The following is a 25,005-nucleotide window of genomic DNA, read 5'->3' on the forward strand; positions in this document are numbered from 1 at the left end:
ACCCTGGATTTGTCTTCCATGTTTTCCGCAGAACCCACGCTCGAAGAATTTACAGCTTTCCTCTCAGAGACTCCCGTTGAGGTGAATGGGATGAGCGGTAGAAATGCTGCGATCGAGCCTGCGCCAACCCCCGAATCCGTCGCTACCTACACAAACGGCAATGGCGCAAGTCAAACCAACTCAGAGGAGACAGGACGCGATCTCCAACAAGTTGTAACGGCGCTGACGGGATTGAAATCGGAACTCAAGCGGGCAGGACTCCTTGAGAAACCTAACATTCAAAATTTATTTCGCCAGGTTGCAGAATTTGCGGCGGTTCAGCCCAAGCAGCAGGGCGGGGTAAGAGAACTGCGCGATCACCGCAAGCAGCTTACGACGATCGCGGCTCAGATGCGCCTGATCACTGACATAGACGCTTTAATGAAGGTCTTTGTCAAAGTTGCCCGCGAAACCCTGCAAGCCGATCGCGCCCTAATCTATCGGTTTAACGCTCAAGACACAGGATCGATCATTGCCGAATCGGTAGTGCGAGGATGGACACCCGCGCTAGGAGCAACCCCTTCACTGACTTGTTTTTGTTTTGATCAGCCCGAAGACTATGTGACGCATCAAGTGGTCGTTGTTGAAGATGTCAATCGTGTCGATTTGATGCCGTACCAACATCAACTGCTCGAACAACTGCAAGTCAAAGCAAGTCTAAGCTTACCGATTCGGGTGTCGGGTCAAGCTTGGGGTTTACTGATTCTGCAACAATGTTCCCGCTCCAGGGTGTGGCAAGAAGTTGAGATTAACCTCCTGCACCAGCTTTGTTTGGAACTCACGATCAATCTACAGCAGTCAGAGTTTTCCTCAAAGCTGACGCAGCAAAATGAAGCGGAAAAAGCGATCTTCAAAGTAATCGATCGCATTCGTCGATCGCTTGATCTCGACACTGTATTTCGGACGACCACCCAAGAAATCCGTCAGCTTCTCAAAGTCGATCGCGTCAGCCTTTATCGCTTTGAACCGGACTGGAGCGGTGAATTTGTGGCAGAATCGACTGCTCCGGGTTGGACTTCGCTGCTTCAAGAACAAATCGATAGTCCCATCCTCAAACAGAACATCAGTGAATGTAGCGCTAAGCAGCTAGGCAATAGTTCAGCCCGCACTACCGATACCTATCTCCAGCAAACGCAGGGCGGCAAGTTGTCGAATCCCACTGCTTTTCGAGCCGTAAGCGATATCTATGAGGCGGGCTTCTCACCTTGCTACATTGAGATGCTAGAACGCTATCAAGCAAGAGCTTATGTGATTGTCCCCATCTTGCAGAATCAGAAGCTTTGGGGCTTGTTGGCGGCGTATCAGAATTCGGCTTCTCGCGATTGGCAAGATGCAGAAATTTCGCTGATGTCCCGGTTGGGATTACAGTTAGGCGTGGCGATTCAACAAGCACAAAATCTTCAACAGCTACGATCGCAGACCGAGCAACTTGCAAAAGTATCTGAGCGTGAACGCGCTGCGGCACGAGTGATTGATAAGATTCGTACATCGCTCGATCTCAATACAATCTTTAAAACTGCAACTCAAGAAGTTCGACAGTTTCTCAACACCGATCGCGTCTGTGTGTATCGGTTCAGCCCGGATTGGAGTGGTGAATTTGTTGCAGAATCGGTTGTACCAGGCTGGATTTCACTGATGGAAGAGCAGCTTGAGAACGCCGTCTTCAAAGAAAACGCCAGCGACTGTGATATCAAAACAATAGGTAGAGCCAAATCGATCGACACCTATTTACAACAAACTCAAGGGGGTGCATACGCAAAAGGCACAAACTTTAGAGCCGTTTCGGATATCTACAAAGCTGGATTTTCGCCGTGTTATCTCGGTGTGCTAGAACGCTACCAAGCAAAAGCCTACATCATTGTTCCGATCATGCAAGGAGAAAAGCTGTGGGGCTTGCTAGCAGCCTATCAAAATTCAGGAGTCCGGCACTGGGATGATTCTGAAGTTAGCTTGATGATTCAGATTGGAACTCAGCTAGGGGTGGCGATTCAGCAAGCAGAATATTTAAAGCAGGTTGAAGCTCAAACGGAACAACTGAAAAAAGCAGCAGCACGGGAACGCAACTTCATTCGTGTGATCGACCAAGTGAATAAGTCGGTGCTGGAGCGGATTCGCCAATCGAGCGACATTGAGACAATCTTTGGACAGACCACTCAGCAGATTCGACAATTTTTGCAAACCGATCGCATCGCAATTTATCGCTTTAATGAGGACTGGGGCGGTGTATTTGTCTCAGAATCGATTACACCAGGCTGGTCGCGGTTAGTTGGGGCTGATTTTCAAACAACTTGGGATGACACGCATTTGCAGGAGACTCAGGGCGGACGATACCGCAACAATGAAAGCATTGCAGTCGATGATATCTATAAAGCGGGGCACTTGCCGTGTCACACCGAGAAGCTGGAACAATTTCAAGTTAAGGCGTACATGATTGTGCCCATTTTTGCAGGGCAGAAGCTTTGGGGACTAATGGGGGCGTATCAGAATAACGCTCCACGTCATTGGGAAGAGTCAGAGATTAATTTGCTGGCTCAACTTGGGGCACAGCTAGGGGTCGCAATTCAGCAGTCTGAGTATCTCTCGCAGATTCAACGGCAAGCTGAACGGGAAAAAATTCTGTCAAAGATCAGCGATCGCATTCGCCAGCCGATCGATTTGGAGCATCAGTCCTCGGATGTCAATTCGATTTTTCAGGCGATCACTCAGGATATTCGGCAATTTCTTAAAGTCGATCGAGCTGCTCTCTATCGCTTTAATCCAGACTGGAGCGGTGATTTTGTCTATGAATCGGTATCCGCAGGATGGAGCAAGCTGGTTGGCAGCGAGATTGGAACAAACGTGCAAGATACTCATCTGCGCGACACCAAAGGCGGGCGATACCGCAACCGGGAGAGCTTAGCGATCGATGATATTTACAATGCAGGTCACGATCCTTGCCACGTTGAGCTTTTAGAGAAGTTTGAGGCGCGGGCATATGTCCTGGTTCCCGTTTTTAGCAAACAAGAACTCTGGGGAATTCTAGCGGTTTACCAGAATAACGGCCCTCGTCAATGGGAAGACGCAGATGTCGCCTTACTCAATCAGATTGCTGGGCAGCTTGGCGTGGTACTAGAGCAAGTTAACTCCCTCGAAAGGCTGAGAATCCAGTCTGAACAACTTGCCGAAGCAGCACAGCGCGAGAAAATGGCAAAAGAACAACTGCAAACCCAAGTCATTCAACTTCTGACCGCAGTGAGACCTGTGTTCTCTGGGGATTTAACGGTTCGGGTTCCAGTCGTTGAGAACGAAGTGGGAACGATCGCCGACGCTTACAACAACACCATTCAAAGCTTACGCAAAATCGTGACTCAGGTGCAGACTTCTGCAACTCAGGTGACGAACACCTCTCATAGCAGCAGCACTGCGATTGCAAAGCTGACTGAACAAGCCGAGGAACAGCTACAGGAAGTGACACGCGCGCTCGATCAGCTTCAAGCGATGGTGAGTTCAACGCAAGCAGTCGCGGCAAATGCTCGACAGGTTGAAACGGCACTCCAGCAAGCCAACCAAACTGTGCGATCGGGCGATGCAGCGATGAACCGCACGGTTGATAGCATTCTGGCGATTCGAGAGACGGTAGCGGAAACGAGCAAGAAAATTAAGCGCCTGAGTGAATCCTCGCAGAAGATCTCGAAAGTGGTGAGTTTGATTAGCAATTTCACGACGCAAACGCAGTTACTCGCATTAAACGCTTCGATCGAGGCAACCCGCGCTGGTGAGTACGGGCGAGGCTTTACGGTGGTGGCAGATGAAGTGCGATCGCTGGCGCGACAATCGGCTGAGGCAACCCGCGAAATCGAAAAACTATCGCAGGAGATTCAGTCTGAAACAAGCGCGGTCGCAACTGCAATGGACACAGGAATTCAGCAAGTCGTCAACGGAACTGGACTCGTTAACGAGACTCGCCAACAGTTAAACGAGATCATCAACGCGACTGCGCAGATTAGTCAATTGGTCTACGCAATCACCGAGGCAACGCAAGCGCAAACTCAACAATCGAAATTAGTGACGCAGGCGATGACAGATGTGGCAGATTTAGCAAATAAGAATTCTGAACAGTCGAATCAAATCTCGACCTCGTTCCAGGAGTTGCTAAACACAGCTCAGCAGCTCCAAGTCAGCGTGACACAGTTCAAGGTGAGTTAGGGAGTGGGGGATAGAGTGCAGATGCCGCACGCTATCCCTTTAACGCTAGTTCGACGGATTTTTTCGTTTCGTTGATGCTCAGTCGTGCCCCCTAAATTCCCCATTTTGGGGAACTCTGAAGGTCGGAGAACTCCCCCAGATTTGGGAATGGCTTTGCTCTAAGTTCCCCATGAATGGGGGATTTAGGGGGCGACCCGCAGATTCAAACGCAGCCAAAAACTTTTGTCGAACTCACTTCCCTTTAGCATTCTGTTGCCCAACTTTAGTGCTTTGAGTTCCCTATGATGTCTGATGCTAAACTCCGTGAACAAACTTACTCGTACTTTCTGACAGAAGCGCAGGATTTACTGCAGTCGATCGAGCAACATTTATTCTCGCTGCGTCAAGATCGCTCTGCCGCTAAAGTGCATGAACTGATGAGAGCGGCTCACACGCTCAAAGGAGCCGCCGCCAGCGTTGAATTTGAGAGTGTCAAAACGATCGCGCACTCGTTTGAAGATGTTTTTAAGGCGTTGTTTAAGCCGGAGGTCACGATCGATGCAGGGCTAGAAGCTTTGCTATATGAAGGGTACGACTGTCTACGAATGCCCATAACGGCAGCGATCGCGGGAGTGAGTTGTCAAGAAGCAGAGGTACTAAATCGAGCAGAGGCAATTTTTTCTCAGATTCGCAAAAAGCTGGGTCGGCATTTTGATGCAGATGCTGCGATACCAACCTCGGCAGAGTTGGGGTTTGATCTCGTTCAGTCGATGTTTGAAACTGGAGTACAGGAACGGCTTGAGCAATTAGAAAGTGTACTCGCAGCAGGAAACTCAACCGCGATCGCCGAAACCCTACAAACGCAGGCAGAAGTATTTTTAGGATTAGCAGAATCGCTCAGTTTAAAGGGATTTGGCGCGATCGCTCAAACAGCTTTAACCGCACTCAAACGCCAACCCGATCGAGTGCAGGACATTGCTAAAGCGGCACTGAGCGATTTTCGCCAAGGACAGAGTGCGGTTCTCAGCGGCGATCGAGTTTCAGGCGGTGAAGTGTCAACTGCACTCAAGCAGTTTGCAGGACTGAGCCAGAAGCCGAATGACTCTGTCCCCAGCGCTTGGACAAGATTAAAGCGGTTTCTCCGACGATCGCTGCTCAATCCTCCCACAGTCAAACCCGAACCTTCTCAAAATATTCCTGAGTCAAATGACCTCTTTACCGTTGATCCTGCCTTTGAACAACTTGCCACCGAGTTTGCGGCACAGGCCGAACTTCAGGATTTAGGCTTTCAGGATTTGAACTTCCAGGATTCAAACCTCCAGGATTCAAGTTCAAACATGGAATTCTGGGACGCAGAACCCGCTCTAAACGATGCGTCAAACCATGCTGCCCTAACCGTTTCTCCGCCTGTGGTAGCGGCTCCCCCGCAGTCCGTTGCTCAAAAAGCCACGCTCTCAGATACCATTCGGGTTGACCTAGCCAATTTAGAGTCGCTGAACTTGATTACCAGTGAACTCCTGATCTATCAGAATCAGCAATTGCTTCAAGATGAACAGTTGCAAGTGATGCTGGTCGATTTGGTCGATCGGCTGAATCGGCATCAGCAGATGCTATCGCAGTTGAAAGACTGGGCATCTATTGCTCCGGAGCGCTTCGCTAGAGGAGGTCATTCTCTCGCAACAAACAGCGATTTGAAGCAGAAATTCGATCCGCTTGAACTCGATCGATACAATGAGTTTTATGTGCGCCTACAGAGAGCTGTGACAGAAGCAGAGCAGCTTGAAACCGTAGCAGAAGCGATCGGATTCCTAGCGCGAGAGTCTCGATTGACGCGGGGTAAGCAAGGGCGGCTGTTATCCAATCTACGGGATGATTTGATCACGGTTCGGATGATGCCGATCGGTACCATTTTCAATCGCTTGCCTGCTGTAGTGCAACAACTAAGCGAAACTTATGGCAAAACCGTGAACTTGCGGTTAGCTGGAACCGAAGTAATGGTCGATAAAGCCCTTGCAGAAAAGCTTTATGATCCATTGCTGCACTTAGTTCGCAATGCGTTTGATCATGGAGTCGAGCCTGATTCACTGCGATCGCAGCAAGGAAAATCGATCGGTGAAATCGAAGTTCGTGCTTATCAGCAAGGCAATCGGACGGTGATCGAAGTCAAGGATAATGGGCGCGGCTTAGATTTACAAAAAATTTGTCAGCGTGGATTTGAACAAGGACGACTGCCTTCTTGCTACGTCGATCGCTGCTCCGAATCTGAACTTCTAAACCTGCTGTTTGAGCCTGGTTTTTCGACGGCTGAGCAAGTCACAGACTTGTCCGGGCGGGGCGTTGGACTGGATGTGGTGCGATCGCAAATTCAAGCGATGCGCGGCACTGTGACGATTACCTCAGAACCCAACCAAGGGACAACTTTTTCATTGCAATTGCCGCTCACCCTGATCAGCGCGAGACTGCTGGTATGCCAAGCAGGACACGCAATCTACGGCATGATCTCTGAGGACGTAATCCGAATCGTGTCGCCCAGTAGCGCAGAGGTCGAACAACTGGGACAGCAGCGCGTTTTACATTGGCGCTATGAAGACGAGAAACAAACTGTTCCAATTCATTCACTCTCTGATGCTGTAACTTACACGAACCGATTAATCAGCCTCCAAGCGGCGCTACATTCAACTGAGGAGCTTAGAACTGTTCCGGCGCTGACCTCATCGATTCTGATTTGCAGGCATCAGAATACTTGGGTTGGGATCGAGGTCGATCGCGTACTTGGAGAACAAGAACTGGTACTACGACCTGTGGGAAATACGCTCACACCACCCAGCTACATCTATGGCTGTAGTGTTCTAGGCGATGGTCGATCGCTCTTGGCGATCGATGCGGTCGCATTAGTCGAGCGAAATCAAGCGAGGTCTAACGCTGTCCCAACTCAATCTACACTCATTGCAAAAACCGTATTAGTCGTTGATGATTCGCTCACGGTGCGGCAAACCGTTGCAGCAACACTCAACCGCGCAGGATATCAAGTGATTCAAGCACAAGATGGATTAGAGGCGATCGCGCAGCTACAGCAGCATCCTGAGATTCAACTGATTACCTGTGACATTGAAATGCCGCGTCTCAATGGCTTTGAATTTCTCAAGCGGTACAAGCAAGCGTCCCAGGCTCCAGTCGTCATGCTCACCTCTCGCACCAGCGAAAAACATCAGCAGTTGGCAAAGCAGCTCGGCGCGGCAGCCTATCTCACTAAGCCGTATGACCAGGGTGAATTACTTCAGCTAGTCGAACAGTTGATCAACGCAAAGGTGGTGCAGTAAGTCTATGAACACTTCTCAAACTCTGAACCAGAAACAAACGGTTCGATTGATAATTTTTGCGATCGCAGGCTATCGATTCGGTTTACCGCTCCATCGCATTTTACGGGTTGTCAACTGTCCAGATGACTTGCGATCGCGCCCCGTAGAACCGCTTGAACTTTTTCCAGTGGGACAGCAGACGCTTTCGGTGCTGAATCTGCGATCGCAATTAGGTCTAGCTTCAACAGATCAGGCAGGTGACTTCTTGGTCATTGCGAAAATCAAAGCAGAACTCTGTGCAATTCGAGTGGATGCACCGCCGGATTTGATCGAAGTGGATGCTACCGCGATTCGACAGTTACCCGCGCCTTATCGCCAAGGTCATCCTCTCAGTATCGCCAGTCAAGTCGTCGTATTGCCCCAAGGAAAAGCAACACTCGCAGTCTTTCTGCTGGAAATTGAGCGGTTGTTTGCCTGCTTAGGCGCAAGTCGTTGAACTCAGAAGCGGCACTTCCAGCAGTCCTCTAACCAATCGACTAACACCTGACGTGGAATGATGGCTTGTCTCATCACGCTCCACAGTTGGACGAGCGCGATCGTGCTTTCGATATGAACGATTAGGGGTTGATGGGCAGCACAAGAACAGGAAATTTCGAGTTCGCAGAGGCGACGATACACTTGCCAGCGATCGCAGCCTTTGATCGTAAACAGGAACCCAGAGGATGCAGGATCTAAATTCATTCGCGGTTTTTCAATCAGGAATCTTTTTCAATAGTTACGAGATACAGGGTCTCAAAAATGCTGCAAGCTGCACACTTTTGTAAGGATATTGCCCAATGGCTGGAGTCTGTTTATCTATCTCAGGAGAATCGGGTGGGTCATCTGACTCTGTTTGCTTTACCCAATTGATGATGGCGTTATGACTGATCCCGGTGACGTGACCGATCGCCCTGAACCCGATGCCATCGCGATACATTTTCAAGCAAATCTGTTTGGCATCTTCTGAATAGCCTCGTGCTGAGCGCGATTCAACGAACTGACGACCACAATTTTTACATCGATAGTTTTGTTTACCGCGACAGTGCCCGTTTTTATTGATATGAGTAGAACCACATTGAGGGCAATTCATTACTTCAGTGTGCAACGTTATCTTTTACAGGGCTAATGTGCAGGGAAACAGTAATTTTGATGATTTGAATAAAACAAGATAATTTCTCATTTAGTATAAGGAATCGTTTAAAGCGATACCGTTTCGAACTTGCGTTTCATTGGAAAGTATGAGTCAATCGTGGGTAAGTAAGCCGCTCCTGTCTTTGCTGGTAATGTCCAGAAGAGGCAGACTGCATTCCTTTTGAGGCGTTGTGGTTGGTGTACCGAATTTTCTCATTGATCAGGAGAATAGAATGTCTGAAACTCAAGTTCTAATGCGTCCTTTTGGTCAGATTGTTGATAATCCAATTTCTCTAGAGCGCACGGTGACTGAACCTGTTTGTGAAGGGTTGAATGCGCTGTTGGCTAGTTTTCAAGCATTGTATTTGCAGTATCAAAAGCATCATTTTGTGGTCGAAGGGGCTGAATTTTACTCTTTACATCAATTTTTTCAGGAAAGTTACGAAGCGGTTCAGACACACGCCCACGAAATCGGTGAGCGGCTAGAAGGGTTGGGCGGCGTTCCGGTTGCGAGTTTCTCGAAGCTCGCTGAGCTGTGCTGCTTTGCGCCTGAGCCAGATGGAGCTTATAGCTGTCGATCAATGCTGGAGCATGATTTAGTGGGTGAGCAAGCGGTAATCGATCTGCTGCGTCGGCAAGCGGCTCAAGCGGAAAGCGTGGGCGATCGTGCAACGCGCTACCTGCTCGAAAAAATCTTGCTGACAACTGAAGACCGAGCCTTTCACATCTCTCACTTCCTCGCACCTGATAGCTTAAAGCGTTAGAGTGCTTGTTACGTTGGCTGTGTGTATTCCTCCTTGAATATCCATAATTTCGCGCAATTAACAAGTTGCGGTTCTACCGTCCAACGTGCCGCCTCTTCTCTATCGTTCGAGTAGGGATTGCAATTCCGTTACTCAAATGACAGGGAAGAGATTTTTTTGCGCTGTTGCAAATTCCTCTCAAGAAGAGAGAATAGGCTAATTGAGAACAAACGTCAAGACTTGTTTGAATAAAATTTGATCGCAAGCTAGAAGCCGTGACGAACTAGCTAAAGCCGCGATCGCGGGACTTACTTTCCCTGCGTCAGAAGTCGTGTCCAGATGTGGAACGGGCTAAGAAATCTACCGATTAGAAATTGCAACTCGCAAGCAGCAACCAGATCTTTAGAGCCGCGATGCTTCAGTTTGTGAGACACGATTTTTCGGAGATCGTTAAGCAGCAACAGTGGGAAGACCAAAGGACGCTGCCAAACCGGATAACCGAGCATTCGGAAGCGATGCTGGCTTAGTCCCGTTGATTTGAGAAACTTTAGTAAATATGCGGCTTCTAATCGCCACTTTGGAATGTAGTGATAGATGTGCATCTCTGGGTTGTACCATACTTCCCAACCTACATTCCTCATGTGGTGAAGCGCTTCAATATCCTCCCCTTTGGTCGCTAATGATCCCTTGACCGGCCCCTGAAAAATCAAATTTTCTGGGACATGATCAAGCCATGCTTGCTTACGAATGGTTAATCCAGCGCCGGGGGGTAAGCCTTTTTTGTAGGTGTCGAAGTGAAGCAGGTTTTTGCGTTCGATGATTGGAAAGTACAACGCAATTCGACGGATATTTTGTGGAGGTTCAACTTCAAAGATGCCGTGAATCTGGCTTCCATAAGCTCCTACTTTTGGGTTAGCCCGTCCAAAAGCGGATGCAGTGGCGACCCAATCCTCCGCAGGAAGATTATCATCATCGAGAAAGCCGATGAAAGCGCCTTTTGCTTCTTGAATTGCACGCCGGCGAGCGATCGCGGCTCCCTGTTTTCGCTCAAGCACGTACCGCAGATCACAGGTTTTCCACTTTGACTGGTAGGCTTGCACAACTTCAGCGGTGTTGTCAGTGCTATTGTTATCGACAATCAGAACTTCCCAGCGGATTGATTCTGTATTTTGTTGCGATTGAAGCTTGTCGAGTAAGGCAGGGAGGCGATCGGCGGCATTAAACGCCCGAATTGCAACAGTAAAATCCAGTGGTAGCATACGGAGAGGCAAAATACAGGGACAAAGTGGATGTCTCCATAATGTGCCCAGAAGCAGTATAAAAAATAGGACTCGATCGAACTTCGCGATGGAGTCCTATGCTTCTTTAATTAAGAGATTTAGCCAGCAAAAATTGCAGTTTTCGCTTGCTTGTTCAGCAGGACTTGTCCTTTACCGTCCATACTAAAATCTTGTCCAGGCTGATAGCCCTGCGTAATCAAACGGCGATAAATCGTAACAGATGTAATTCGGCGAATTTCTCGCATTACATAGCCGGGAATTACATTCTCAACCGCCCAGCAGAATGCTAATTGGTCTGTCCACACTAAGCGCTCCAAGCTGACGATCACCATTCCTGCAACCTCTCGAAGAGTGAGGCGGCTTCTAAGGTTTGCGATCACGGCTTTGCCAATCTCAGTGTTACGAGTTGCAAATGCACAGGTAAGTCTGCTCAATTCTTGTTCGAGGTCTAAGCTGGTAGTGTCGTACACGGATTATTTCTTCTCCCAAAGATTCAGCAATGTGTCGTTACAACAAAGGTAAGTTTGTAAGAGTATATCCTGGGATAGATTTACGATGCTAGATAAATAACTAGCGTAACAAAACTTAACATTATTTGCTACCTTCAGGGCCTCATGCAGTACGGCAAAGCATTAGGTTTCTATGGACAGAAAGGCGTAAAACACTACGCGCTAAAAGCGGGTAAGTTTGGGGGATATTGCGTTCAATCCAGTCAGCACCGCACCGAAAATGGTTTCACCCCTATCGAAGTTTGACGGCTAGAGCGCTCGCCAGAACACTTCAATTCCCAACCCTGTCACCAATAGAAACGACAATCCCAACACTCCAGCCAGGGGTTTGCGATCACGGCTTTGCCAATCTCAGTGTTACGAGTTGCAAATGCACAGGTAAGTCTGCTCAATTCTTGTTCGAGGTCTAAGCTGGTAGTGTCGTACACGGATTATTTCTTCTCCCAAAGATTCAGCAATGTGTCGTTACAACAAAGGTAAGTTTGTAAGAGTATATCCTGGGATAGATTTACGATGCTAGATAAATAACTAGCGTAACAAAACTTAACATTATTTGCTACCTTCAGGGCCTCATGCAGTACGGCAAAGCATTAGGTTTCTATGGACAGAAAGGCGTAAAACACTACGCGCTAAAAGCGGGTAAGTTTGGGGGATATTGCGTTCAATCCAGTCAGCACCGCACCGAAAATGGTTTCACCCCTATCGAAGTTTGACGGCTAGAGCGCTCGCCAGAACACTTCAATTCCCAACCCTGTCACCAATAGAAACGACAATCCCAACACTCCAGCCAGGGGTTTGCGATCGATCCCCGTTAACCACTCTGGGGCAGTTTCGTCATAGCTCAAAATCTCTGCTGCATCTAAACTCGCAATCATCCACACCCAGCCTGCATGAAGTCCCCAGGGTAGACCAATGCTGTTCTGGTTTTGAACGAACGCTAAGCACAGCACAACGCCCATTAGCGTTAGTCCCGGCAGTTGTGGGATATTTTCTTTGCCTTCCCAAATCAGGTGTAGGACTGCAAAAATCAGGCTGGAGACGATCGCGCCCCACCAGAAATCAGAGGCGATTTGACCAAAGAAGAATCCTCGAAACACCAATTCTTCGGTAAATCCAATCCAGAGTGCAAGTAACAGCGTCGGTAAACTTGCCGTGAGCCATTTTCGCCAGCTCTCAGGGTTCCAATGAATCCAACCGATCGCAGTTTGTACACCGAATAAAACCAGAATTCCGATCGCTCCGATGCCCAATCCGAGTGCAGTCGAAGTCAAAAGATCAGTATTCAAACTGATACCAAATGTAGAAAAGGGAACTCGCTTTAGCGCGGCAATTTTCCACAAAATTGGTGGCGCAAGCAGGTAAAGTGAAGCAACCAACGGCAATTTTTGTTGCAGTTCTAGCGGCGCGAAAGGTCTCCACTTCACAAAGAACGCAATAGGGATCGCGATCGGCAACCACACCAATCCCCAAATCAGAAAAAAGAATCCTATCTGAATAAATGCAGGCGCTTGTGAAAGACTCTTAACAAACGCAGTTGCATCGATCAAGATAGGAAACAAGTTCATAATCAAACCCAATTGAAATGAAGTTGGAGGAAGAGCAATTAATTTGCCTCTCCTTCATCAACTGCACCATTTTTACTTGCTTTATCGCCATCAAGCTGAATCAAGTGAATGTGCTTATAGCCGAGTTTAATTTCAAACTCATCGCCAGGCTTTAGACCCATTGCTTTTGTATAAGCGGCTCCAATGACAATTTGCCCATTTTGATGAACACTGACGCGATACGTGGGTTCGCGTCCTCGACCATCTTTGGTGCCTTCTGGATCGAGAGGAAGCCCTTTCGCGACCAGCAAAGCATCGTAGAAATCGGTCAAATTGACTCGCGTTTGATTGTTCTTCGTAACGGTGTAGTAGCCACATCGCTTTGCCGTTTCTCGACGGGGCAGATGTGACAATTCTTTTACTTTTTGAAGTAGCGCCTTCCCAGTTAATGGGGCGGTTGCAGGTTCACTCATCTGCTACAGAATATCCCTTCGATTTCTGAAATGGGTATTAGCGTCAATCTTAAATGTTTGACTTAGTAAAATATATCCTCAAATGTTTGTTTTTGAACAGCGACCTGAAATAATTCGTTCTGGTATTAATCTTTTTGATTCATTCTTACAGTTGATCTGTGCCGTGCTTCTCGATCGTAATGAATTAAAGCATTCAGAAGACTAAACAATTCATTCTTCCCAATGTCAGAAAACAACTAGAGTTATCCCGCAGAAACTGTTCAGGTGTATCGAAGTTTTAAACAGAAATCTGAAACGGAAAACAAGTTTAATGCGATCACACCTGCCTTTAACGGCGGTGTTAAACTAGGTTTGGATCAGCCGTCTGTAAGCGTTCTGATTTGTGTCGCTCTTGGTTGTTTTTGCGAGGTTGGCAGAATGCAAGTCGTCTTTAAGATTGTCCGGCAGCATCAGAATGCCGCTCCACGGGTGGAATCATACTCGCTAGAAGTTGAGCCTGGAAATACAATTCTCGACTGCCTTAACCGAATTAAATGGGAGCAAGATGGAACGCTTGCTTATCGAAAAAACTGCCGCAATACGATTTGTGGAAGCTGTTCGATGCGAATTAATGGACGATCGGCGCTCGCTTGCAAAGAGAATGTCGGCAGTGAAGTGGCTCGATTTTCCCCGGATGCAGAAGTTCCAGAAATCACGATCGCGCCGATGGGAAATATGCCCGTGATCAAAGATTTGGTTGTGGATATGTCGAGCTTCTGGGCAAACTTGAAAGCGGTTGATCCGTATGTGAGTACGGCAGCCCGTCAAGTGCCAGAGCGCGAGTTTCTCCAGTCTCCAGAAGAGCGCGACAAGCTGAATCAGACCGGCAATTGTATCCTGTGTGGGGCATGCTATTCGGAATGTAATGCGCGAGAAGTGAACCCGAATTTTGTCGGGCCTCATGCCCTAGCCAAAGCGTATCGAATGGTGGCAGATTCTCGCGACGATCGCACCGTTGATCGCCTAGAGCGATACAACGAAGGAACAAGCGGTGTTTGGGGCTGTACGCGCTGTTATTTCTGCAATGCAGTTTGTCCGATGGAAGTTGCGCCAATGGATCAAATCGGCAAGATTAAAAACGCAATTTTAGACAGCGAAACAGTTCAAGAAAGTCGATCGATTCGTCATCGCAGAACGCTAATTAATCTGGTCAAACAAGGCGGTTGGGTTGATGAACGGCTGTTTGGCTTAAAAGTAGTTGCCAATAACTTCAGGGACTTACCCGGATTATTGAGTCTTGCACCGCTCGGATTGCGAATGCTCCAGCGACGGAAGTTTCCGCTTGGATTTGAAAAGTCGGAAGGAACGAAAACGATACGATCGCTGATTGAATCTGTCCAAGCATTTGAAGCACAATCAAGAAGCTGAGTTACAAACTAAACCATGACTGCTGAAACTCCCAAACCTGAAGTCCAAACCCCTGAAGAACAGCCAGCTTTCGGTTGGACACGCTATGCCGAATTGATTAATGGACGCTTTGCCATGATCGGGTTTGTTGCCCTGCTGATTTTGCAGTTTGTGACTCGTCAGGACTTCTTTACCTGGCTTGGCTTTTAAAGGTCAAGGCATTAAAAAAGGAGCGTTACATCAACGCTCCTCACTCTTTCTAATTCAGTTCAGCTACTCGCCCCATCCATCCTTGCGATTTGAATCGATCGGGCGGTATTCCACATACCCAGCATCATCGGGCTGGTTAATATCTTCGATCGCATTATTGCGACGCGGACGAGCCGTATTTCTCGGAGAATTGCGACGAGTCGGACGGCTACCCAAATCCTCACGATCGCTAGAAGCTTCATTCCGGCTGCGCGTATTGCGGCGCTCCGCAGGGCCTAAGCGTGGCTCATCAGCGCGAGTAGGACGGGAACGAGCAGGACGATCGTCAAACTCATCGTCACGCTGCGGTCTTCTGCGACCTTCTCGAAGGGGTGTCCGGGTTTCGCGATTTGCGAAGCTCACCGTGTATTCATCTTCCTCAAATGCAGCACGATACTCTGGTGCGACCGGACGCTCAGTATCCACGATCGGAGTCGTGCGTTTTGCTTGCTCGGTCGAAATCTGCCGCAGCCTTAAATTCTCAAACACAAAATAAACAGCCGCCCCAGTCAGAAGCACCTGCCCAAACTGCATAATCGGGTCAAATCGCCAGCCGTAAAAAATCAAAATCAAACCGCAGAGCAAACCGACTGCCGAGAAGAAAATATCGGTATCACGGGCAATCTGCGGACGAAACGATCGGACTGCATAGAGCGCAGTTCCGCCCACCGCCAGGATGATCCCAGAGATACTTGCTAAATTGAACTGAAAATTAACCATGTCCGGTCTCCAAGGATAAGTCCTATGTTAGCGGCTTCCTTCCAATTTCTCCACGAAAATCCCGCTTTGGATCAGCAAAAACCTCAGTCTGATCCGCAAGCGTCCAGTCTCTGAGGTTTGACTCTAATATAACGGGTCGAATCAAATTGATCAGCAAGTGCGATCGCACCCTTAGGAACGTTGAATTTTATCTTTTTGGCTGACAAAAATGAGAAAGGCGGTAGCAGGAACTACCACAATCACAACGCCTGCAAGCAGGCTGAGTAGAAAATTCATCAAAGAAGGAGTCATATCGCTTTGTCCTTATCAACAACACGCAAGTCTTCATAATTTTAATAGTTCGTCATCTATTTGTATAGCGGGGAGATCAAGAGTTGCGATCGCCGCATCCGAAGGGCGCTTCTCGATAAAATAAAGTTACAAAGCTTAAGGATTAGGTTTATGGATGTGACCACGATCGCGCTTGCCGCTCTTAGTATTTTGCTTGGTGCGATGACGTTTCTGTTTATTTTCAGAATCGTCCTGACTTGGTATCCCCAAGTAGAGCTACAAAAGTTTCCGTTTAATTTGGTGATGATTCCAACCGAGCCATTTTTAGCGCCGACCCGGAAGATGATTCAGCCGTTGGGTGGCGTGGATATTACTCCTATCTTGTGGGTGGGAATTTTTAGCTTGCTGCGTGAATTGTTGCTAGGTCAGCAAGGCATTTTGACCATGATGTTTTAGTCATACGGCTGAGCCGCCCTGAACCGGAGTTCGGGCGGATAGCGTATTCAATGCTCTATCAATCTTTGGGTGGCATCATGACTTTATCTACGAAGTTGGTATAAATGTCGCCTCTCTGAAATTCTGGGGTTTCCAGAATTCGCTGATGAAAGTTAATCGTCGTGGGTAAGCCTGTGACGGCGCATTCTCTAAGAGCGCGTTTCATGCGCAAAATCGCAGAGGGTCGATCGCTGCCCCACACGATCAATTTGCCGATGAGCGAATCGTAATAAGGCGGAATTTCGTAATCGGTATACACATGCGAGTCCATCCGAACGCCTGGCCCGCTTGGAGGGAGGTACCCGCTAATGCGTCCGGGACTAGGGCGGAAATTGTGATCGGGATCTTCAGCGTTGATCCGGCATTCGATCGCGTGTCCCCGCAGTTCAATTTCTTCTTGAGTAAAGCGCAGGGGTTCACCTTGAGCAATGCGAATCTGTTCCGCAATCAAATCAATTCCTGTGATCATTTCTGTGACCGGATGTTCCACCTGAATCCGGGTGTTCATTTCCATAAAATAGAAGTCACCGGAACGATCAAGCAAAAATTCCACGGTGCCTGCGCCGACATAGTTGATTGACTTAGCAGCCGCGATCGCCGCCGCTCCCATACGAACGCGCAACTCTGGTGTAATCGCCGAGCTTGGGGCTTCTTCTAATAATTTCTGGTGTCGCCGTTGGATCGAACATTCGCGCTCTCCCAGATGCACCACGTTGCCGTAAGTGTCGGCAAGAATCTGAAACTCGATGTGGCGCGGATTTTGCACAAATTTTTCAACATACACCCCTGCATTACCGAACGCCGCTTCGGCTTCTCCTTGCGCTGCGTGAAATAGCTTGTTAAGTTCATCGTCGCTAGGAACCAGCCGCATTCCTCGTCCGCCACCGCCAGCCGTTGCCTTGATAATCACAGGATAGCCGATCGCTCTTGCAATCTCGCGCGCTTCGTCTTCGCTCTGAACTAGACCCTTGCTTCCCGGAACTGTAGGAACTCCTACACGCTGCATGGTTTTCTTTGCAGTAGATTTGTCTCCCATCGCTCGAATTGAGTCTGGAGAAGGCCCAATAAACGAAATCTGATGGTCGGCACAAATCTCAGCAAATCGAGCGTTTTCTGCCAAAAAACCGTAGCCCGGATGAATCGCAGTAGCGTTACGAGTTAGAGCAGCCGCAATAATATTGGGAATGTTGAGATAACTTTTACTGCTAGCAGGTTCGCCAATGCAAACAGCTTCGTCGGCTAACTGAACGTGAAGCGAGTTGCGATCGATCGTCGAATGCACGGCAACAGTCGCAATTCCCAATTCTTCACAGGTGCGAATAATTCTTAGGGCAATTTCCCCCCGATTTGCAATCAAAATTTTTGAAAAGCGCATATCAATTAGCCTAGATCCCGTAAATTGTAGGATAAAGCCAATGGGGGTGCGTTGCGTAGATTTTTGCAAGGTTCAAGGACAATCGCAGGCTGGAATCTGCTGCATCACCGCAGGGGCAAGCGCTGACCACAAGGGTGTATTAATGCTTGCAGCGTCGAGCGCTTCGGCTGACCAAGTGTTACAAGTGCGTAATGCAGAGTAGTCTCCGAGCGCGGCATAAAATCCATCGGTGGTCGCGGCTCCGGGCTTGATGTAGATTAGTTTGTTCTGAGCGTCTCGCGCAAAGGAGTTCTCAATAAATCGGACAAAGCTGAGGTATTGTTCGCGATCGAGTCCCACGCATCTTGTGCCTTCCGGTCGAGTCGCGTAGCCTTGAACATACATCACCGAAGCGTTTCCGGGTTTAAACAAAACCCTACCAATGTCTAATACATTCATCTGTGACCAGTCAGGGACTTCGGTGTACCAGATGCGATCGCCCCAGCCCATTTTGAGATAGCGATAGTTTTCGTTGGTATCGCTGCCAATTTGCTTCAGATTAAGAAATTGCCGCCAGTCGTAAACGCCATTATCAACCTGCATAAGCAAGTTAACGTGCATCGCATCGCCTTCTACAAAAATGCGATAAGGCTGATCTTCGCAGTTGGCAGACGGAGTCCAGCGGCGGGGGGTAAAGTAGCCGATCGTTAACCCTGCTGCCAGTAACAAAACTCCACACAATATGCCCTTACTGAAGCGAACAAACGCAGTACGATACTTCATGAGACTTGAGGATAAACACTATGGGCAGAAAACCAACTCCCACTGAAAAAAGAGTGACGCTATCGGGGGTGAGTTGGCAATCGTTTGAGGCACTGCTAGTCGAATTGGGGCAGAGCCGCACGGCACGTTTAACCTACGACCGTGGCAAGCTGGAGATGATGACTCCACTTGAAGAACACGATCGCTGTCTGCGGCTGATCGAGTCGTTGATTTTGGTTCTATCAGACGAACTGTATCTCAAAGTTTATGCGATCGGTTCTGTCCTGCTGACACTTCCTGATCTGGGTCGCGCTATTCAACCGGATGCAACTTATTCGCTCCAAGAAGTGCGGCTTCAGAAACGGGCAGAACTGGATCTGACTCAAGCCAATCCGCCAGATTTAGCGATCGAAGTGTCAATCGGCAGAGGATCACTCGATCGTGAGTCGATTTATGCTTCGATAGGCGTACCAGAGATTTGGCGTTACACTACGACCGTCGGCGATGATGTGCTGAAGGGAGAGTTGCAAATTTATCAGCTTCAGGGCGATCAGTACACCGCGACTACGCACAGTAAGTTATTTCCTGCCTTACCTGGAAGTCGAGTGCAGGAGTTTTTAGAGCAAAGTGATACGATCGGCTTAGCTCAAGCGCTAATCGTGCTGCGAGAATGGAGCAAAGAGCAACTTTAGCCGCAATCAAGCCGCAAATAGATTCAAGACTTTAAGGCTTCAATAATCTTGATGTTGGCTTTGGGAAATGGAAATTCAGGAAGTTCATCGACGGTCACCCAGCGAATTTCTTCGCACTCGATCGGCTGAGGTTCTCCAGAGACATAGCGGCAATGATGCACATTTAGGGTCACTCGAAAATGAGTGTAAGTGTGATCGACGGTGATTAAATGCTCGCCCACTTCGATCTCGATGCTTAGTTCTTCTTGGATTTCGCGTTTGATACACTGTTCGATCGTTTCTCCGGGTTCAACTTTGCCGCCCGGAAATTCCCAAAGTCCACCAAGTAAGCCTTCTGCTTTGCGACGATCGATCAAAATTCGCTGCTCATTCCAAATCACCGCAACTCCGATCATCTTATGCGGAAGCGGCGCACGAGTTTCTGACATAGGAAGCTCCGTCTGAACTCCTCGATTGTACGCCTCACAGCGCGATCGCCACGGGCAAATTAGGCAAGCCGGATTTTTCGGGGTGCAAACCGTTGCGCCTAAGTCCATCAACGCCTGATTAAAGTCGCGCCCGTTTTCAGGATCGATCAGCGCTTCGGACATCTCCCAAAGTTGCGACATTGCCCGACTTGGTGGAACTTCCAGCGCAATCAGTCGGGCTAAAACTCGTTTAACATTGCCATCCAGGATTGGCAAAGGCCGGTTGAAGGCTGCGCTGAGAATTCCGCCTGCGGTGGTGCGTCCAATTCCCGGCAGTTTTAGCACCGTTTCCAAATCGGTTGGAAACTGTCCTTGCTGTTCGCGTAAAACTTGTTGGGCTGCGCGATGAAAGTTGCGGGCGCGAGCATAATATCCCAAACCTTCCCACGCTTTCAGAACGGTTTGCAGATCTGCATTGGCGAAAGATTCGATCGTCGGAAACTGTTTCATCCAGCGATCGAAATACGGAATCACCGTTTTTACCTGAGTTTGCTGAAGCATGATCTCAGAAACCCAGATTGCATAGGGATCACGAATCTCGCGCCAAGGCAACGATCGCCCCGATTCGGCATACCAACTCAGCAGCGACGATCGCAGTTCAGAAATAGCAAAACTCGGCAGAGGAATAATCCCTGCCGAGAAAACACGGTGCGATCGCTTATTCAGCATCAAGTGACGCAAGCGACTTCTCAAACGCTAAGCGCTGTTCTGCGCTCTTAAGGAAATAGCCGCTCATCATCGCCGAAGCCAACAGGCGGCCCAAAGCTTCGCGACTTGTAGTAATCGTCACTTCAAAATTCTCAGGCGGAAGACCACCCAACAATCCGATAATATTGCGCTCCATCACTTGCAGAACTTCCGGCGATGAAGGCTTTGAAAGTTGAGCGATCGTTTCAGGGTCAAGCGACTGCACATACTGTAAGAACTTACCGTTCGCTTCGCCGACTCCACCGATAAACTCAGGAAGTTGATTGGATGTCTCGTTCACGATCTTCTACCTCACAACTGAGGATTGATTCAATAAACATACTGTAACAAACGTTAAAGACCCGCACAGTCGTTAGAACCGTACCGCCCAAGTTCGGAAATAATCCCTAGAAGACTGGTGAAGCTTTCATGAAGATCACATCCATCCTCTGGTAGAGAAGGTAGAATTGCAGAGTATGAAGTCGCGCAACTGTATCAAAAAACACCTAGACAGTATTAATATTGTTTATGGATAACAGTTCATTCAGAAAAATCCGCTAAACTTTATTTATACGGTGAAGTCAATTCACTGTTCCCTGGGTTAACTAGGAAAGAATCAGGGCTTCCTGCTAATCCGTGTCGAATTGGTTAAATTCTATATGCACATCGGGAGTGAGACGACCGTTCCGGAACGATCGACCCCAGTTTCTACAAGTGTTATTGCAAACCTTGTTGGGGCAGCGATCGCGCTGATTACGCTTGTTCTACCACTGTTTGTAATCGCCCATTACGCGCCGGAAAGTCCACCAACACCGAGTCCCACCCGAATGAGCAATTAAACTCAGAGAAGATCGGTTCATACGACTTGCTTGAGAAAGCTTTCATCAGGCAGAATGAATTAACCTACCTTTAATCCGTGGAATCGCTAAGATCGTCCCCATATAAGATAGGAGTTCATTCTGAGGCTGATCACATGACATCTTATGCAACCTCGTCCGCTAGAGCCGACATGAGCGAGTTACGCCGCTTGAAAACCCTCCTGCCTCCAGAACTACAAAGCTGGGTGACGATCGAGACGACAACTGCTGTCAATCCCCCCTTGATTACCAGCGAAGAAATTGGTCGCGACGAGGTGGAGATTCAAATCGATATGCCGAAATGGGATCAGCTGGCGATCGACCAGCGAAATCTTCTGTTCTGGCATGAAGTTGCTCGGATTCAAGCAGACACAATTCCCAAGGACGGTTGGGAAATGGCAGCCCTGGCGATCGGGTTGGGTGGCGCAGTCGGTGAACTCTGGGTTCAAGACGGTCTGCTGTTGCTGCTAGCGATGGGGTTATCTGGGTTTGCAGGCTGGAGACTGTACCAGAAGAATAATAGCGAGAAGACGGTCAAGGAAGCGATCGAAGCGGATGAACGAGCGATTCAGCTAGCGACTCGGTTTGGTTATACCCTGCCAAATGCTTATAAGAGCTTGGGTAGTGCGCTGAAGACTTTGATTGACCAAACTCCGAAGAAGAAATTACGATCGCGCTATCAAGCCCGACTTGATGCTCTGAAGAAGAGCGCAGCAAAAGCCAAAGCAAAAATGCGATCGGCGGCTCCCTCGGATTTCTAATTCAACCGCTTTAAGTATCAACGGATGTAACAGGTGTTGACCAAGCGTTACATCCGTTTTTTGCTGCGATCGGTATGATGGATCGCGAGGCGTTCTGAAGTACGTCAGCTTGAGGAGATAGCATGGCTTTTAATATCAATGCGCTTAATTTACCTGTCATTCAGCGTGGCTCAACCGGATCAATCGTGGGTGCATGGCAGCGATTTTTACAAGATCAAAATTACCCGATCGGGGCGGTTGACAATGGCTTCGGCAGTGTCACCGATAGAGTGACAAAAGATTATCAGCAAAAAAATGGACTGGTTGCAGATGGAGTTGTCGGTCGGGGAACTTACACCAAAGCCTTATCTCAAGGATTTATTTTTCGCGTTGCTAACCTGACAGCAGCAATGTTGCTGAGCTACTTAAACTATGGTGGGGCAGAAGTTCGAGATTTACAGGTTGCGCTGAACGTGATTGGGCGATTGAATCCGCCGTTAACGATCGATGGCAATTTTGGTCTTGGCAGTACCAAAGGCATGGCGGAAGCATACAAGATTCTCGATGTGAATTTTCGCCCGCGCTTGGATGCCCAGCTTTCAAACGCAACCAAGCAAAAACTTGGAGCCGATTATGCACCCGGATTGGCACTTCTCACCGAGTATGCGCGACGACAAAGAGTGCGATTGAGCGGGGCACAGTGGGTGAGATTTTTTCCGGCGAGTCGATCGATCGATGATTTGGCTTCTCCATTCCGCCAGAGAGTCCGAGCGTTTGAGAAAGCTTTGCGGGATGCAGGTGCTTCGATCGAGGTGACAAATACCTATCGCCCACCTCAGCGCGCTTACATGATGCACTATGCGGTGCAGTTAAACAATCGCAACATTGCTCCGTGGGATGTTCCGCCCATGATTGGAATGGATATTGATTGGGTGCATTACACGGATGCAGCCTCTTATCAAGCGGCGCGAGATATGGTGAATGCGTTTGATATTGGAGGCAATCCGGCGGCGCTAGTGTCTCGACATACACAAGCCTTGGCGATCGATTGGATTATCACTTGGAAGCCGCCGATGCAAATTCGGGATGGAAATGGTCGAACGGTGACGATCGGGACTCCGGCTGAAGGCAATGATAATGCTAATTTGTGGGATGTGGGTGCAAGTTATGGCGTGTACAAGCTAGAGTACGATCCGCCTCATTGGTCGGTGGATGGATATTGAGAATTGGGGTAAGCGATTTCCTGTTTCCAGGATGCCGTAACGCTCGATCGAGCAGCATCGGAAATTCGGGCGAACTTGACCTGCTATTTATCCAGATGTTTTGTCCAGATGTTTAATACTTCCGCTCTTGAGGTTCAAACTGATTGAGGACAACAGGCATATAGTTAATATCAATGCCAGCCGTAGAATAGTACGCCAATGTATGTTTCAAGAAGTTAGGGTCATCACGCTGAGCATAGTCCTCACGGCAATGTGACCCTCGACTTTCTTTGCGGTTGATTGCAGAAAATAGAATCATTTCACCCACTACGAACAACGATCGCAGTTCCAACGCTTCAATCAATTCTGTGTTCCAAACGGTTCCACGATCGTCGAGCCGAATTTGACTGTATTTCTGCTGCAATTCCCGCAGTTTGATTAGTCCTGACTGCATCACGTCTTCGGTACGGAACACACCGCAATGCTCGGTCATACAGTCTTGATACGCTTGACGAATTTCTTGAATGCGGTATTGTCCTGACTGCTCAAACAAAGCTTGAATCTGTTGTTTCGCATCTTGAGTATAGCGATCGACGTTCAAATCCGGTAGCTTGCGATTTTGGACAAATTGAGCGATCGTGGCCCCAGTTCTACGCCCATAGACTACACATTCTAGTAGCGAATTACTACCCAACCGGTTCGCACCATGCACCGATACACAGGACGTTTCCCCTGCTGCGAAGAATCCATCGACAAACTCATCGGCTCCTGCCCGAACCTGTCCATCTGTGTTCACGGGAATGCCACCCATACAGTAATGCACCGTTGGACGCACAGGCATCGGTTGAGTCACCGCATCGACTCCAACTAAGCGATGCGCTTCTTCCCAACAGAACGGAACGCGGCTCATAATTTTCTCTTTGCCCATGTGCCGCAAATCGAGATAGACATAAGCGCCGCCCGCACTGCCATCCGGGTTAATGCCGCGTCCCGCTCGAATTTCAGAGACGATCGCTCGTGAGGTAATATCACGCGGCGCAAGCTCCATTCGGCTCGGAGCATACCGCGACATAAACCGCTCTCCCTCACTGTTAATCAGATACGCGCCCTCACCCCGCACCGCTTCCGAAATCAACACACCGACCGGATACAATCCTGTCGGATGAAACTGCACGAATTCCATATCTTCGAGCGGTAGACCTGCCATTGCAGTCATCGCTAATCCGTCACCCGTCGAAGCGTAATCGTTGGAAGTGGTGTTATAAACGCGCCCATATCCACCTGTCGCGAACATGACCGCTTTTGCTCGAACTATCTCGATCTGTCCATCGAGCAAGTGATACATGACTACACCTTTTGCCTGTCCATCTTCAAGGATCAGACGCATTACGTACCATTCTTCGTAGATCTTGACTCCGTACTTCATCAAGTTGCAGATCAACTCATGCAGAATCGCGTGCCCAGTTTTATCTGCGGCGTAACAGGTGCGATTGTGAGAATGTCCACCAAAAGCCCGTTGGGCAATGCGACCATCGGGAAGGCGAGAGAATAACACTCCCATGTGTTCGAGATCAATCACCACATCGGGAGCTTCTTGCGTCAGAATGGCGACCGCATCTTGATCGGCGAGATAATCTGAGCCTTTGACCGTATCGAAGGCGTGAGCTTCCCAAGAATCGGTTTCATCGACGTTTTTGAGTGAAGCCGCCATGCCGCCTTGAGCCGCGACGGAGTGCGATCGAATCGGGTGAGTTTTAGCAACTACAGCAACGCTCAAACCCGGATTCGTGCGGACAATCTCTAAGGCGGCACGACATCCCGCCAGCCCACCGCCAACAATAATGACATCGTGATCAATCATGGTCGCTCATCGGGGAATGTTTCGCATTTCCCATTGTGACGC

General features: G+C 48.7%; 26 protein-coding genes. 13 read left to right on the top strand and 13 right to left on the bottom strand.

Annotated elements, in window-relative coordinates:
• The first annotated feature begins 18 nt into the window (after positions 1 to 18).
• The 3 genes from H6F51_11880 to H6F51_11890 all read left to right on the top strand — a co-directional run bounded on the left by H6F51_11880 (position 19) and on the right by H6F51_11890 (position 7,998).
• A complete protein-coding gene (locus H6F51_11880; protein MBD1823177.1) occupies positions 19 to 4,224 on the top strand; it encodes a GAF domain-containing protein in 4,206 nt (1,401 codons plus the stop codon).
• A gap of 281 nt (positions 4,225 to 4,505) precedes the next feature.
• The gene (locus H6F51_11885) at positions 4,506 to 7,523 is read left to right on the top strand and encodes a hybrid sensor histidine kinase/response regulator (GenBank protein MBD1823178.1); all 3,018 of its coding nucleotides are present in this window, start codon (positions 4,506 to 4,508) and stop codon (positions 7,521 to 7,523) included.
• 4 nt (positions 7,524 to 7,527) lie between these two features.
• Positions 7,528 to 7,998, top strand: coding sequence for a chemotaxis protein CheW (locus H6F51_11890; protein MBD1823179.1), 471 nt, complete (start codon positions 7,528 to 7,530; stop codon positions 7,996 to 7,998).
• Between the two features lie 2 nt (positions 7,999 to 8,000).
• Here the strand turns inward: H6F51_11890 and H6F51_11895 are convergent, their stop codons facing one another.
• Both H6F51_11895 and H6F51_11900 read right to left on the bottom strand, forming a co-directional pair.
• Entirely contained in the window at positions 8,001 to 8,243 is a 243-nt protein-coding gene (locus H6F51_11895) for a hypothetical protein (GenBank protein MBD1823180.1), read from the bottom strand.
• Positions 8,244 to 8,277: 34 nt separating this feature from the next.
• Positions 8,278 to 8,631, bottom strand: a complete 354-nt coding sequence (locus tag H6F51_11900; protein ID MBD1823181.1) for an IS1 family transposase — start codon at positions 8,629 to 8,631, stop codon at positions 8,278 to 8,280.
• Between the two features lie 274 nt (positions 8,632 to 8,905).
• On the opposite strand from H6F51_11900, the gene H6F51_11905 reads away from it, so the two are divergent.
• Positions 8,906 to 9,436 carry a DNA starvation/stationary phase protection protein gene (locus H6F51_11905; protein ID MBD1823182.1) on the top strand — a complete coding sequence of 177 codons (531 nt, stop codon included), beginning with the start codon at positions 8,906 to 8,908 and terminating at the stop codon, positions 9,434 to 9,436.
• Between the two features lie 287 nt (positions 9,437 to 9,723).
• On the opposite strand, the gene H6F51_11910 is transcribed toward H6F51_11905, so the two are convergent.
• Together H6F51_11910 and H6F51_11915 are read right to left on the bottom strand one after the other, a co-directional pair.
• A complete protein-coding gene (locus H6F51_11910) occupies positions 9,724 to 10,674 on the bottom strand; it encodes a glycosyltransferase family 2 protein (GenBank protein ID MBD1823183.1) in 951 nt (316 codons plus the stop codon).
• 119 nt (positions 10,675 to 10,793) lie between these two features.
• Positions 10,794 to 11,165, bottom strand: coding sequence for a hypothetical protein (locus H6F51_11915; protein ID MBD1823184.1), 372 nt, complete (start codon positions 11,163 to 11,165; stop codon positions 10,794 to 10,796).
• A gap of 144 nt (positions 11,166 to 11,309) precedes the next feature.
• On the opposite strand from H6F51_11915, the gene H6F51_11920 reads away from it, so the two are divergent.
• Together H6F51_11920 and H6F51_11925 are read left to right on the top strand one after the other, a co-directional pair.
• Positions 11,310 to 11,450 carry a hypothetical protein gene (locus tag H6F51_11920; GenBank protein MBD1823185.1) on the top strand — a complete coding sequence of 47 codons (141 nt, stop codon included), beginning with the start codon at positions 11,310 to 11,312 and terminating at the stop codon, positions 11,448 to 11,450.
• A 326-nt stretch (positions 11,451 to 11,776) separates the two neighbouring features.
• Positions 11,777 to 11,917 carry a hypothetical protein gene (locus H6F51_11925; protein ID MBD1823186.1) on the top strand — a complete coding sequence of 47 codons (141 nt, stop codon included), beginning with the start codon at positions 11,777 to 11,779 and terminating at the stop codon, positions 11,915 to 11,917.
• Between the two features lie 3 nt (positions 11,918 to 11,920).
• Here the strand turns inward: H6F51_11925 and H6F51_11930 are convergent, their stop codons facing one another.
• Positions 11,921 to 12,769, bottom strand: coding sequence for a CPBP family intramembrane metalloprotease (locus H6F51_11930; protein MBD1823187.1), 849 nt, complete (start codon positions 12,767 to 12,769; stop codon positions 11,921 to 11,923).
• Positions 12,770 to 12,807: 38 nt separating this feature from the next.
• Positions 12,808 to 13,221 carry an AbrB family transcriptional regulator gene (locus H6F51_11935; protein MBD1823188.1) on the bottom strand — a complete coding sequence of 138 codons (414 nt, stop codon included), beginning with the start codon at positions 13,219 to 13,221 and terminating at the stop codon, positions 12,808 to 12,810.
• 417 nt (positions 13,222 to 13,638) lie between these two features.
• On the opposite strand from H6F51_11935, the gene H6F51_11940 reads away from it, so the two are divergent.
• Complete coding sequence (locus H6F51_11940) at positions 13,639 to 14,628, top strand: succinate dehydrogenase/fumarate reductase iron-sulfur subunit (protein ID MBD1823189.1); 990 nt, start codon at positions 13,639 to 13,641, stop codon at positions 14,626 to 14,628.
• Positions 14,629 to 14,643: 15 nt separating this feature from the next.
• Complete coding sequence (locus H6F51_11945; protein ID MBD1823190.1) at positions 14,644 to 14,817, top strand: high light inducible protein; 174 nt, start codon at positions 14,644 to 14,646, stop codon at positions 14,815 to 14,817.
• 63 nt (positions 14,818 to 14,880) lie between these two features.
• Here the strand turns inward: H6F51_11945 and H6F51_11950 are convergent, their stop codons facing one another.
• Positions 14,881 to 15,576, bottom strand: a complete 696-nt coding sequence (locus tag H6F51_11950; protein ID MBD1823191.1) for a hypothetical protein — start codon at positions 15,574 to 15,576, stop codon at positions 14,881 to 14,883.
• 171 nt (positions 15,577 to 15,747) lie between these two features.
• Complete coding sequence (locus H6F51_11955; GenBank protein ID MBD1823192.1) at positions 15,748 to 15,867, bottom strand: photosystem II reaction center X protein; 120 nt, start codon at positions 15,865 to 15,867, stop codon at positions 15,748 to 15,750.
• Positions 15,868 to 16,017: 150 nt separating this feature from the next.
• Here H6F51_11955 and H6F51_11960 point away from each other — a divergent pair, with 150 nt between their 5' ends.
• Positions 16,018 to 16,302: a YggT family protein gene (locus H6F51_11960; GenBank protein ID MBD1823193.1), complete on the top strand. Its 285-nt coding sequence runs from the start codon at positions 16,018 to 16,020 to the stop codon at positions 16,300 to 16,302.
• A gap of 58 nt (positions 16,303 to 16,360) precedes the next feature.
• On the opposite strand, the gene accC is transcribed toward H6F51_11960, so the two are convergent.
• On the bottom strand, positions 16,361 to 17,716 hold the full coding sequence (gene accC, locus H6F51_11965) for an acetyl-CoA carboxylase biotin carboxylase subunit (GenBank protein ID MBD1823194.1): 1,356 nt from the start codon (positions 17,714 to 17,716) through the stop codon (positions 16,361 to 16,363).
• Between the two features lie 72 nt (positions 17,717 to 17,788).
• On the bottom strand, positions 17,789 to 18,478 hold the full coding sequence (locus H6F51_11970) for a DUF2459 domain-containing protein (protein MBD1823195.1): 690 nt from the start codon (positions 18,476 to 18,478) through the stop codon (positions 17,789 to 17,791).
• Between the two features lie 20 nt (positions 18,479 to 18,498).
• Here H6F51_11970 and H6F51_11975 point away from each other — a divergent pair, with 20 nt between their 5' ends.
• Positions 18,499 to 19,149: a Uma2 family endonuclease gene (locus H6F51_11975; protein MBD1823196.1), complete on the top strand. Its 651-nt coding sequence runs from the start codon at positions 18,499 to 18,501 to the stop codon at positions 19,147 to 19,149.
• 23 nt (positions 19,150 to 19,172) lie between these two features.
• On the opposite strand, the gene mutY is transcribed toward H6F51_11975, so the two are convergent.
• Positions 19,173 to 20,285 (bottom strand): A/G-specific adenine glycosylase, encoded by a 1,113-nt coding sequence (mutY, locus tag H6F51_11980; protein ID MBD1823197.1) that lies wholly within the window; start codon positions 20,283 to 20,285, stop codon positions 19,173 to 19,175.
• Complete coding sequence (locus tag H6F51_11985) at positions 20,275 to 20,604, bottom strand: DUF760 domain-containing protein (GenBank protein ID MBD1823198.1); 330 nt, start codon at positions 20,602 to 20,604, stop codon at positions 20,275 to 20,277. The genes mutY and H6F51_11985 overlap by 11 nt, the downstream gene beginning before the upstream one ends.
• Positions 20,605 to 20,962: 358 nt before the next feature.
• Here H6F51_11985 and H6F51_11990 point away from each other — a divergent pair, with 358 nt between their 5' ends.
• The 3 genes from H6F51_11990 to H6F51_12000 all read left to right on the top strand — a co-directional run bounded on the left by H6F51_11990 (position 20,963) and on the right by H6F51_12000 (position 23,123).
• On the top strand, positions 20,963 to 21,142 hold the full coding sequence (locus H6F51_11990) for a hypothetical protein (protein MBD1823199.1): 180 nt from the start codon (positions 20,963 to 20,965) through the stop codon (positions 21,140 to 21,142).
• A 134-nt stretch (positions 21,143 to 21,276) separates the two neighbouring features.
• Positions 21,277 to 21,921, top strand: a complete 645-nt coding sequence (locus tag H6F51_11995) for a DUF3318 domain-containing protein (GenBank protein MBD1823200.1) — start codon at positions 21,277 to 21,279, stop codon at positions 21,919 to 21,921.
• Between the two features lie 122 nt (positions 21,922 to 22,043).
• Positions 22,044 to 23,123, top strand: a complete 1,080-nt coding sequence (locus tag H6F51_12000) for a peptidoglycan-binding protein (GenBank protein ID MBD1823201.1) — start codon at positions 22,044 to 22,046, stop codon at positions 23,121 to 23,123.
• Between the two features lie 112 nt (positions 23,124 to 23,235).
• Here the strand turns inward: H6F51_12000 and H6F51_12005 are convergent, their stop codons facing one another.
• Positions 23,236 to 24,963 carry a succinate dehydrogenase/fumarate reductase flavoprotein subunit gene (locus H6F51_12005; GenBank protein MBD1823202.1) on the bottom strand — a complete coding sequence of 576 codons (1,728 nt, stop codon included), beginning with the start codon at positions 24,961 to 24,963 and terminating at the stop codon, positions 23,236 to 23,238.
• Positions 24,964 to 25,005 lie beyond the last annotated feature (42 nt).

Source organism: Cyanobacteria bacterium FACHB-DQ100 (assembly GCA_014695195.1).
Classification (GTDB): Bacteria; Cyanobacteriota; Cyanobacteriia; order Leptolyngbyales; family Leptolyngbyaceae; genus Leptolyngbya.

What these genes read in the sequence shown, in the direction of transcription:
- H6F51_11880 (MBD1823177.1), top strand. Translation starts at nt 19, where the DNA reads ATGTTTTCCGCAGAACCCACGCTCGAAGAATTTACAGCTTTCCTCTCA.
- H6F51_11885 (MBD1823178.1), top strand. Translation starts at nt 4,506, where the DNA reads ATGATGTCTGATGCTAAACTCCGTGAACAAACTTACTCGTACTTTCTG.
- H6F51_11890 (MBD1823179.1), top strand. Translation starts at nt 7,528, where the DNA reads ATGAACACTTCTCAAACTCTGAACCAGAAACAAACGGTTCGATTGATA.
- H6F51_11895 (MBD1823180.1), bottom strand. Translation starts at nt 8,243, where the DNA reads ATGAATTTAGATCCTGCATCCTCTGGGTTCCTGTTTACGATCAAAGGC.
- H6F51_11900 (MBD1823181.1), bottom strand. Translation starts at nt 8,631, where the DNA reads ATGAATTGCCCTCAATGTGGTTCTACTCATATCAATAAAAACGGGCAC.
- H6F51_11905 (MBD1823182.1), top strand. Translation starts at nt 8,906, where the DNA reads ATGTCTGAAACTCAAGTTCTAATGCGTCCTTTTGGTCAGATTGTTGAT.
- H6F51_11910 (MBD1823183.1), bottom strand. Translation starts at nt 10,674, where the DNA reads ATGCTACCACTGGATTTTACTGTTGCAATTCGGGCGTTTAATGCCGCC.
- H6F51_11920 (MBD1823185.1), top strand. Translation starts at nt 11,310, where the DNA reads ATGCAGTACGGCAAAGCATTAGGTTTCTATGGACAGAAAGGCGTAAAA.
- H6F51_11925 (MBD1823186.1), top strand. Translation starts at nt 11,777, where the DNA reads ATGCAGTACGGCAAAGCATTAGGTTTCTATGGACAGAAAGGCGTAAAA.
- H6F51_11930 (MBD1823187.1), bottom strand. Translation starts at nt 12,769, where the DNA reads ATGAACTTGTTTCCTATCTTGATCGATGCAACTGCGTTTGTTAAGAGT.
- H6F51_11935 (MBD1823188.1), bottom strand. Translation starts at nt 13,221, where the DNA reads ATGAGTGAACCTGCAACCGCCCCATTAACTGGGAAGGCGCTACTTCAA.
- H6F51_11940 (MBD1823189.1), top strand. Translation starts at nt 13,639, where the DNA reads ATGCAAGTCGTCTTTAAGATTGTCCGGCAGCATCAGAATGCCGCTCCA.
- H6F51_11945 (MBD1823190.1), top strand. Translation starts at nt 14,644, where the DNA reads ATGACTGCTGAAACTCCCAAACCTGAAGTCCAAACCCCTGAAGAACAG.
- H6F51_11950 (MBD1823191.1), bottom strand. Translation starts at nt 15,576, where the DNA reads ATGGTTAATTTTCAGTTCAATTTAGCAAGTATCTCTGGGATCATCCTG.
- H6F51_11955 (MBD1823192.1), bottom strand. Translation starts at nt 15,867, where the DNA reads ATGACTCCTTCTTTGATGAATTTTCTACTCAGCCTGCTTGCAGGCGTT.
- H6F51_11960 (MBD1823193.1), top strand. Translation starts at nt 16,018, where the DNA reads ATGGATGTGACCACGATCGCGCTTGCCGCTCTTAGTATTTTGCTTGGT.
- accC (MBD1823194.1), bottom strand. Translation starts at nt 17,716, where the DNA reads ATGCGCTTTTCAAAAATTTTGATTGCAAATCGGGGGGAAATTGCCCTA.
- H6F51_11970 (MBD1823195.1), bottom strand. Translation starts at nt 18,478, where the DNA reads ATGAAGTATCGTACTGCGTTTGTTCGCTTCAGTAAGGGCATATTGTGT.
- H6F51_11975 (MBD1823196.1), top strand. Translation starts at nt 18,499, where the DNA reads ATGGGCAGAAAACCAACTCCCACTGAAAAAAGAGTGACGCTATCGGGG.
- mutY (MBD1823197.1), bottom strand. Translation starts at nt 20,285, where the DNA reads ATGCTGAATAAGCGATCGCACCGTGTTTTCTCGGCAGGGATTATTCCT.
- H6F51_11990 (MBD1823199.1), top strand. Translation starts at nt 20,963, where the DNA reads ATGCACATCGGGAGTGAGACGACCGTTCCGGAACGATCGACCCCAGTT.
- H6F51_11995 (MBD1823200.1), top strand. Translation starts at nt 21,277, where the DNA reads ATGACATCTTATGCAACCTCGTCCGCTAGAGCCGACATGAGCGAGTTA.
- H6F51_12000 (MBD1823201.1), top strand. Translation starts at nt 22,044, where the DNA reads ATGGCTTTTAATATCAATGCGCTTAATTTACCTGTCATTCAGCGTGGC.
- H6F51_12005 (MBD1823202.1), bottom strand. Translation starts at nt 24,963, where the DNA reads ATGATTGATCACGATGTCATTATTGTTGGCGGTGGGCTGGCGGGATGT.